At 42.8% G+C, this 8,653-nt stretch carries 8 protein-coding genes and 1 pseudogene; 3 read left to right on the top strand and 6 right to left on the bottom strand.

What is annotated here, in order from left to right; translation table 11 throughout:
• Positions 1-63: 63 nt before the first annotated feature.
• Complete coding sequence (locus VK080_RS03430) at positions 64-171, bottom strand: putative holin-like toxin (protein ID WP_324223390.1); 108 nt, start codon at positions 169-171, stop codon at positions 64-66.
• Positions 172-342: 171 nt separating this feature from the next.
• Between VK080_RS03430 and VK080_RS03425 the strand changes: the two genes are divergently transcribed.
• Positions 343-837 carry a metallophosphoesterase gene (locus VK080_RS03425; protein ID WP_324223389.1) on the top strand — a complete coding sequence of 165 codons (495 nt, stop codon included), beginning with the start codon at positions 343-345 and terminating at the stop codon, positions 835-837.
• Positions 838-1,032: 195 nt separating this feature from the next.
• Here VK080_RS03425 and VK080_RS03420 read toward each other — a convergent pair whose 3' ends face one another.
• The 5 genes from VK080_RS03420 to VK080_RS03400 all read right to left on the bottom strand — a co-directional run bounded on the left by VK080_RS03420 (position 1,033) and on the right by VK080_RS03400 (position 6,408).
• Positions 1,033-1,731, bottom strand: coding sequence for an ABC transporter permease (locus VK080_RS03420; RefSeq protein WP_324223388.1), 699 nt, complete (start codon positions 1,729-1,731; stop codon positions 1,033-1,035).
• A complete protein-coding gene (locus tag VK080_RS03415; RefSeq protein WP_324223387.1) occupies positions 1,731-2,579 on the bottom strand; it encodes an ABC transporter ATP-binding protein in 849 nt (282 codons plus the stop codon). Before VK080_RS03415 ends, VK080_RS03420 begins: the two co-directional genes overlap by 1 nt.
• A gap of 230 nt (positions 2,580-2,809) precedes the next feature.
• A complete protein-coding gene (locus VK080_RS03410) occupies positions 2,810-3,757 on the bottom strand; it encodes a LytTR family transcriptional regulator DNA-binding domain-containing protein (protein WP_324223386.1) in 948 nt (315 codons plus the stop codon).
• A 226-nt stretch (positions 3,758-3,983) separates the two neighbouring features.
• Positions 3,984-5,495, bottom strand: coding sequence for a BCCT family transporter (locus tag VK080_RS03405; protein WP_324223385.1), 1,512 nt, complete (start codon positions 5,493-5,495; stop codon positions 3,984-3,986).
• Positions 5,496-5,787: 292 nt separating this feature from the next.
• On the bottom strand, positions 5,788-6,408 hold the full coding sequence (locus tag VK080_RS03400) for a DUF3298 and DUF4163 domain-containing protein (RefSeq protein WP_324223384.1): 621 nt from the start codon (positions 6,406-6,408) through the stop codon (positions 5,788-5,790).
• A 209-nt stretch (positions 6,409-6,617) separates the two neighbouring features.
• Between VK080_RS03400 and VK080_RS03395 the strand changes: the two are divergent.
• Both VK080_RS03395 and VK080_RS03390 read left to right on the top strand, forming a co-directional pair.
• A pseudogene (locus VK080_RS03395) lies at positions 6,618-7,511 on the top strand (aminoglycoside 6-adenylyltransferase).
• A gap of 393 nt (positions 7,512-7,904) precedes the next feature.
• Positions 7,905-8,653 (top strand): aldehyde dehydrogenase family protein (locus VK080_RS03390; protein WP_324223383.1); only part of this gene is annotated, 749 nt, incomplete at its 3' end.

Here is an 8,653-nt window from a genome sequence, read left to right as displayed (position 1 = left end):
AGCGGTTGACCAATAGAAGTTACACTATAAGAGAAGTAAACGCAGCAAATTGGTCTTGGGCGGTTACTTCTCTCTCTTTAGGTAGACGACAATTGTTACAATTAATGTCAGGGTTGTTGTTATTGCAAGGCTGAATTGTGCGATTAAACTCAGTGCTTCGTATGTCGTCATACTACCACCTCCCTTCTCAGGGGGAGATGGTCAACCGCCCACTATACTATGCAACTGCTATCAATATAATATCATACTATCTAAAAAATTGACAGAAAAACAGAAAATACGTTCGTTTAACTGGTATACTTTATGGTGGTATACCATTCTTTATTTAAAAGGAGTCTTCACATGAAAATCGTCGTTACAGCAGATACCCATTTAAAAGAAACCGGAAAACTGCCGGCAAGACTTACTTCTGAATTCCAAACAGCCGATTTAATCATTCATGCGGGTGACTGGAAAACGGCCGATGTCTATACAGAACTTGCGTCGTATGGTGACGTAAAGGGCGTATACGGCAACATTGATGGTGACGATATAAGGGAACGCTTGCCGGCTAAGCAAATGCTGACTATAGCCGGCTTCAAAGTTGGCATCGTTCACGGTCATGGCGATAAAAAGACAACTGAGAGAAGAGCGATTGAATCGTTTGCAGACGAACACCCGGATGTCATTATTTTCGGCCATTCGCACATTCCCATGCTCCGCTATTTCAAAAAACAGCTGCTGTTAAATCCGGGTTCGCCAACAAATAAGCGAACCGTACCATATTACTCGTTTGCTCTTTTGGAAATTGGTGATGACATCCATGCGGAACTGGTATTTTTCAGTGATAAAAGCTGAGTGATCCCCATTTTGAATCAAGTCCCTCTGACTTTCCGCAACCACATGGGCGCGAAAATGTAAACATGAGCCGGAGAACGCAGACATGGGCCGGAACACGAAAACATGAGCCGCAAAACCGAAACATGTACCGGGGCACAAAAATAGAATCATAAAAAGCCGCATTCTCATCTGAAAATGCGGCTACTATCAAGATCAGTCATCTGTCCTGGTCTTTTTAAAACAAACGTACATAAACAGTGCTGCGGCAGCGACCCACATGGTGATAATACCCAGTGGAAGCCATGAACTAGTATCGTGCATCTTGATTGCCTGCATGATTGGAAATACGTCGGCAATTTTAATGGCGATACTGTCTTCGGCCAGCCCCAATAGCTCAATCATCGGTGTGAATCCGAACAAGAACATGATCGGCATGGCATAAGCGGATGCTGCGGCAATAGATGTTGTGAAAAGCCCCACGCCGATGCCAAGCATGAGAAAGAACAAAAACATTAACACTAATCCAAGGATGGCCCTGATATTCAAGAGCGGATCAATCCCAATAATCAGTAATGAAATAATCAGTGATATTAAAGTAATGACACCGGTCACGAGACTTTTGCCGACAATGATGTCCACAAACGAAGCCGGTGATAATATCAGTCCGCGCAATGTCTTCTTTTCTTTTTCCTCAGCCATCATGTTCATCATGAACATTGATGTAACGGCGGAAAATGTCACGCCGACGAGTATATAGATGATAAAAAGTGGCATTTCCCCTTCTCCGGCCCCCATACGATCGTACATCAGGGCTAATACGATTGATATCAAAGGCATCATCAGCATTGATATATTTTTCGTGAAGTCTTTCATATCTTTTTCAAAAATGGCACTTATACGTTGAACGTTCATTATACCAGCTCCTTCCCGGTCACTTTTTGAAAGATTTGGCCAAGTGTCGGATTATCTGTATGCATCGCTTTCACTTGCCCGTTCCCGATTAGTTCTCTGATCTGATCGGCATTTTCCGGTTCATTTTCAATGACCAGTCGAACGCCTGAAAATGTTTCAACATGGAAAGCATGCGTTGAGTACTTGTAGCGGAGTGCAGCCGGACTGTCGAGTTCCTGCAGCTCACCATTGTGCAGAAACGCCACCCGGTCACATAATTCAGTCGCCTCTTCCATATTATGGGTCGTCAGAAAAATCGTTGTCCCTGCTTCATTTAGCTTCTGAAGTCCGCGATGGATTTGTGTCATGTTGCCCGGATCCAAAGCGGATGTCGGTTCGTCCAGAAAAACCAAGTCAGGCTTATGGATGAGCGCTTTGGCGAGCAGCACGCGCTGCTTCATCCCTTTTGACAGCTTCGAGACGGTTTTTGATCGTTCGTCTTCCATATTAACTTCCCGCAGAATCATATCAATTTGTTTCAGCGGGGCGTTGTATAATTTACAAAATAATTTCAGATTCTCATAAACGGTCAACCGCTCATACAGCGCACTGTTATCCGATAAGATCCCGATTTTAGATTTAAAATCGGACGTTCCAAACCGGTTCGAGTTGATCCCGAGTACTGTCACGTTACCTGACGTCTGCCCCAGTTCTCCGGTTAAAATTTTGATCGTTGTCGTCTTGCCCGATCCGCTTGGTCCAAGCAGCCCGAAAATTTCACCCTTTTTTACATTGAAGCTGACTTGCTTGATGGCCGCATTTTGGCCAAACACTTTCCGCATTCCCTTTACCTCAATTGTATTGTCCAACTGAAAACCTCCTTCATTCAACTGCTTCAATCATAGTGGATCGTGGCCGCGGGTGCAGTCATATCAGAACGGAATGTACCATAAGGAGGGTGAAATGTACCGGATGAACGTTGAAGAAAACGCCGGAATGAACCGTTTGTTTCCACTGACGGGATGAACTGTACCGATTCCAGGGTGATGGCGGAATGCGCCGGCAGCGGGGCCCGGACGGAAATATCCGTGAACTGTACTTATTTCAGGCTGAAATTCTCCTGGATATCCTGAATTTTGGTTCGTGACAGCGGAATGGTTGACTGTATTTTATTGTCAATTCTGAGTGAATAGGTGTTTTTCGACCACGTAATGATCTCGCGCACCTTCTGCAGATTGACGATGTATGAACGATGGCAGCGATAAAATCCATAAATTTCCAATTTCTTTTCGATTTCTGCCAGTGTGGAATCCATGGCATACGATTCGCCATTGATGACGATCATGGCTTTTCCATCCTGGCTTTCGATATAATCGATCTCGGGCGGGTCAAATAAAATCATTTTATCATCCACTTTTGCCGGGATCTTGAATAAATTGGTAGTCATCGGCGAGCCGGTACTCTCTGCTTCAGGTGCTTCTTCACCGTCATCGACTTCAATTGGCTGCAGACCTTTTTCCTGCAATTTGTACGCTGCATCACCAAGCAAGAGCGCATGTTCCATGTTGGATACCAACACGAGAGCAGGGATGCCGTCCTCCTTAATTTCTTGCAGCATATTAATGAAGGTATTGATCGTTTTGATATCAACTCCATGAATCGGCTCCCGGAACACCATCGGATGAACACCGCTCATATAGTATTTGGCAAAGTAGACCCGGCGGATTTCAGACTTCGAACACTTATACAGCGGTTTTTTGGCACAGCTATGCAGTTCAAATAGGACGAGAATTTCAGGGAGGGGCGTTTTACAGCCGAACCATTTGTGATAAAAAGCAATATTGGATTGAACCGTCAGCCGTTCGTATAAACCTTCCTGCTGATCAAAAACAGGAACCCTGGCATTGCCGCGGAGGACCTTCGCCAGCTCAGCCTGCATATCGGTATCACTGTAAACAGACGTGGCATATGAATCATCTATCGTAAGGGAAAATGAGGGAAGCGACTCACCGTTTATAATCTCATGATCAATTTTAAAATGTGCCATGTGTCAAACTCCTGTCCAAATAAATCGATTAAGCATAGATGTAGTATAACATTAAGTGATGCGACAGGGATTGATTCTTTAAAAAATTACAATACGCTATACCGAACAACGGAGGTATCCACCTCACAGGCTTAAAGAAGCACCTACGTCCGGTATTGATAGCTACGTTGTAAGGGACATCCGATATCCTCCAAAGCAAAGAAAAAAGCAGTTAAAAGAATAACTTTTAACTGCTTTTGTTTTGATCTTTCGGTTTGTATTCTGCTCTTATTGATTTCCATATTGATACAACCATAATCAGAAGGATGACTGTAAATGGCAAAGCTGCTGTTAATGAAGCTGTTTGCAAAGCATTCAATCCTCCTGTAAATAATAATACAAGGGCAATGGCTGTAATAAGAACACCCCAGATTATTTTGGTGATCAGAGCTGGATTTAGACTTCCTTTAGATGTCATGGTACCTAAAATATAAGTTGCAGAGTCAGCTGAGGTTACCATGAATGTAAAAATCAGCAATATCGAGATGATCGATAAGATGGCTGTAAAAGGCACAACTCCCAATGCTTCAAATAAAGCTACTGTAACATCTGCGTTAACAGCCTCAGCAATCTGTGTCCCATTATTTAAATCACTGTATAATGCTGTTCCGCCAAATACGGCAATCCAGACACAGGCAATAGCGGGCGGCACTACCATCACACCTGTTACAAATTCACGAATGGTTCTACCTCTGGATACCCGTGCGACAAATGCACCTACAAATGGAGACCACGCGATGGCCCATGCCCAATAGAATATCGTCCATTGGTATACCCACTCGCCGCCTGTATATGGCGTCAGGCGCAGACTGTACTGAACAAAATTGGTTATATAGTCGCCTAAACCCAGCACAAAAGAGTTTAAAATAAATACTGTTGGTCCAAGTAAAAATACAATTAACATGACAAGCAGAGCCATCCCTAAATTTAAGTTGCTCAGCCATTTGATCCCTCTATCCAATCCTGTACCAGAAGAAACTAAATAGCAAACCATCATGATCAGAGCGATTATTACCTGGACCCCGATATTATTCGGAATATTAAATACGGATGACAATCCACCATTCAGCTGGCTAAACGATAACCCGACGGTTGTCGCAACGCCCATGACTGTAGCAATGACAGCCAATATATTCACCGTATTCGCTATACCTCTGTTTTTTCCGACAACAGGTTCGATTGAAGCCGAAACCAATCCACGCCTCTTTTTTCTAAATTGAAGTAAAGCAATCGCCAGTCCAGCAATCGCAAACACAGCCCACTGGCTAATCCCCCAGTGGAAAAAGGAATAACCCATTGCCACCCTACCCGCTTCCTCTGTCTGTGGATCAAGGCCGGGAAACGGGGTTACAAAAAAATGACTCATTGGTTCTGCGACACTCCAGAAAACAAGAGATACGCCAAAGCCTGCCGAGAACAGCATACCAATCCATGTAAAAAACGGGTACTCCGGGCGTGAATCAGAAGGCCCTAACCTTGTTTTTCCATATTTACTTATGGAAATTCCAACTAAGAAAAGAATAATAATAAATACTGCCAGTAAATAAAACCACCCAAAATTAACTGTTGTAAAATCAAAAAGAGTCTGCGCTACTGTGCCAAATTGCTCTGGCATGAAAGCACCAATGATAACTAACAAGCCAACAATAATTGCTGAAACAAAAAATACCGGATTTTTATAAGTTTCGTTTTTTTTCATAACATATCCTTTCCATTTACCTTTAATTTTACGTTTTATGTAGATAAGTGTTTTGAGAGGAGAATAGCATTTTATAGTCTGCCCAACCCTCAAACCGCTAAACATTTTAGGAAACTAAGCGATTCATCTTCCCTATTTCAATGGGAAGATGAATCGCTCCTTTTGACTATATGTTTATAATTAATTTTGTTTGTGTTACTTTTAGTTCTGTGCCAAAGGACCGCGATTTCACATGAATCTATAGCGTTAATGATTAAAATAATGCATTTTTCAATTAATTGTTAACCTTCTATTAATTATTAACCGCCATCTTGCCAAGCGGTCCATCTTCATCAATAATATCCGCGATGGCATAAACGGAAATCGGAAACATCGGAAACCCAAATACATATGGCGTTATGTCATACAGCTGAAAATAAATGACAAGTGCTTTGTCGGCAATATCAAAGTCCTGATCAGGCTGAACAACAACTGGCTCATCGAAAGTTTGAATATCACGCTGCCTGATTTGTTCATTAACAAGCTCAGTCAGCCGCTCAGTATAATCACTTCCCGGTTTAAACAGATCGCTTAAACTGCACCGCTTCTGATTTTGCAGGTCAAATGTCAGTGATTTGATGTAGGTCATGCCATGTGCAGCCTGGTAATGATAGGCATAGTTGGACAGCGATAAACTCAGGACATTTCGCTGGTTATTTTTGATTTCAAAGGATCCATCCATTTCTACAAGGGCAGTGGGCATTTCTTCAGCCTGCATATTAATAAGCTGCTGCGTTTCATAGACGATCTCCTGATTTATGAACTGTTCCACTCCTGGGTCTTGCATACCGAAAACCCTTGGATAGACGACATTCTTTTCCGGTCCGCCGCTGATAGTGATTGGTTCGATATGAACAGGCAATGGTTGTGGCATAATACTCACCTTCTTCTGGTTTTATGCCCAGTATATCCACACTGCATGGACTATGTGCCATTTAAGCGTTTTATAAGGGTAATCTACAACCGCTGAGAATTAAACCAAAAGTCAAATTATTTTTAATTAATCACGCCGTTGAGCTGTGTATCATGTTAATATGTTTGTAGTCATAGTACAATTGGATCTGGGTTATTAAAATCGTCTCTATGGGGATGGAATGTATGGAAAACCAACATCAAAAATACGATAGATTACTGGAGCATATTAGGTTATTTTGTGAAAAAGAGAAAGAGATTCGTGCCGTGATGATTGTCGGATCAAGAGCAAGAGCTGATGGGTCCGCGGATGTGTGGTCTGATCTGGATCTGGTTCTTTTCTCAACAAAACCCGATAAATACCTGTCGTCTGAAGATTGGGTTCGGGAAATCGGACCTTAATGGATGAGTTTTATAGAAAAAACCGCAGTAGGGAACGGAAAGGAGCGGCGTGTGCTTTTTGATGATGCGCTGGATGTTGATTTCTCAATATTTTCCGTACATGTTTTTAAACAATTAATTGAAAACAATGACATCCAACAGATTTTAAGCAGGGGGATTCGTGTTTTGATGGACAAAGATGGTGTGTTTGAACATATACCTGAAATTGAGGGCAAGCCATTTGGCGAATCCGGTTCTTTTCCTTCCCCGGATGAATGGACGGAGATGATACTTGACTTTTGGTATCATGCGGTTTGGAGTGCGAAAAAACTGCTGCGCGGTGAATGCTGGACGGCAAAGGTATGTATTGATCATGATTTAAAGCAGCTTGTGTTAAAAATGTCTGAATGGCATGCGAAGGCTAAGCATGGAAAAAGTTATGACACCTGGCATAATGGAAGGTTTTTTGATCAGTGGGCGGACCCGGTTATCATAAAGGATCTTAATAACTGCTTCGCCCATTATGACGCGTATGACATGCAGATGGCTTTAAAACATACAATGGATTTGTTCCGGAAAGTTGCCAAAGAAACAGCGCAGCGTCTTGATTATCCTTATCCGGAACAAGCTGATAAAATAGCAACGGAATGGGTTTATCACCAACTTAAGGAGCATGCAGAATGACAGTACATATTTTGGTCATTGTACTTTGTACAATTCCCGGTGGTGCCATTCATGGAAATGATCTGTTTTACTCCCTGGCTTATTAGAGACATCATTAGATTTCATGTCTGCTAATAGGGACAGTTTTTTATTTGTTTTTAACAGCTCAGCTCATTGCACCTGCCGATTCTGCTTTACCAAGTACAATATTTTAAGCGGTATTGATCTCGATCATGTCTATAGGAAAAAGATCCTTAGGCGCTCCTGTTATCGGCTCCATGTCAAAGTACAGTGTCAGAAGCTTTTCCAGGGGATGAATGCTTTCGTATCAATTCCTGTATTATTTCGTCTTGTCGGTGTCAAAATAAAGTTGAACCTTACTAACGAACCATATATAGAAGGGAAGACATTTCAATGGCGGACGAAGTTGTAATTGATGCGATTATCAATGGAGAGAAATACAAAGCCGAAGAACAGAAGCCAAGAGAAAATCCTGCACATCCGGATGAAGTTGTCGGCTATGCGCCGGTTAATACGAAAGAAGACACCATTAAAGCAATTGATGCAGCGCATAACGCTTTTCCCGATTGGCGGCGCTCATCGATTGATGATCGTATTGAACGAATGCGACGAGCGATTCAAACGATTAAAGATAAGACACCCGAGATTGTGGAACTTCTTGCCAGAGAACATGGGAAGCCGCTTTATGATGCAGAAGGCGAAATCGGTGTTTCTTTAGCCTGGATGGAATTTGCGTGCGATAACGTCAAGGATGTTTTAGCGAAAAAGGTCGAGGAGCATGATGACGGCGGAAGAACGATTATTGCACGCGATGCGATAGGTGTTGTGTCAGCTATTTCACCATGGAACTATCCGATTTCGCTGTCAACGATAAAAATTGCGCCTGCACTATTGGCTGGCAACACCATGGTGCTTAAGCCAAGCCCGTTGGCCCCACTGGCTGTCAGTAAGGTGGCTGAGTTTGTTGCTGATGAATTCCCGCCCGGCGTTATGAATTTGGTGCACGGTGAAGCGGATGTGGGAGTTGAGCTGACATCCAATGAAAATGTCGCCAAAATAGCCTTCACTGGCGGTACGGAAACAGCAAAAGATATTATGAAATCCGCTGCGGACACCATAAAGAATATGACGCTGGAATTGGG

The organism is Lentibacillus sp., assembly GCF_035301925.1.
Lineage (GTDB): Bacteria > Bacillota > Bacilli > Bacillales > Amphibacillaceae > Lentibacillus.
This window is presented reverse-complemented; position numbering and strand designations above follow the sequence as displayed.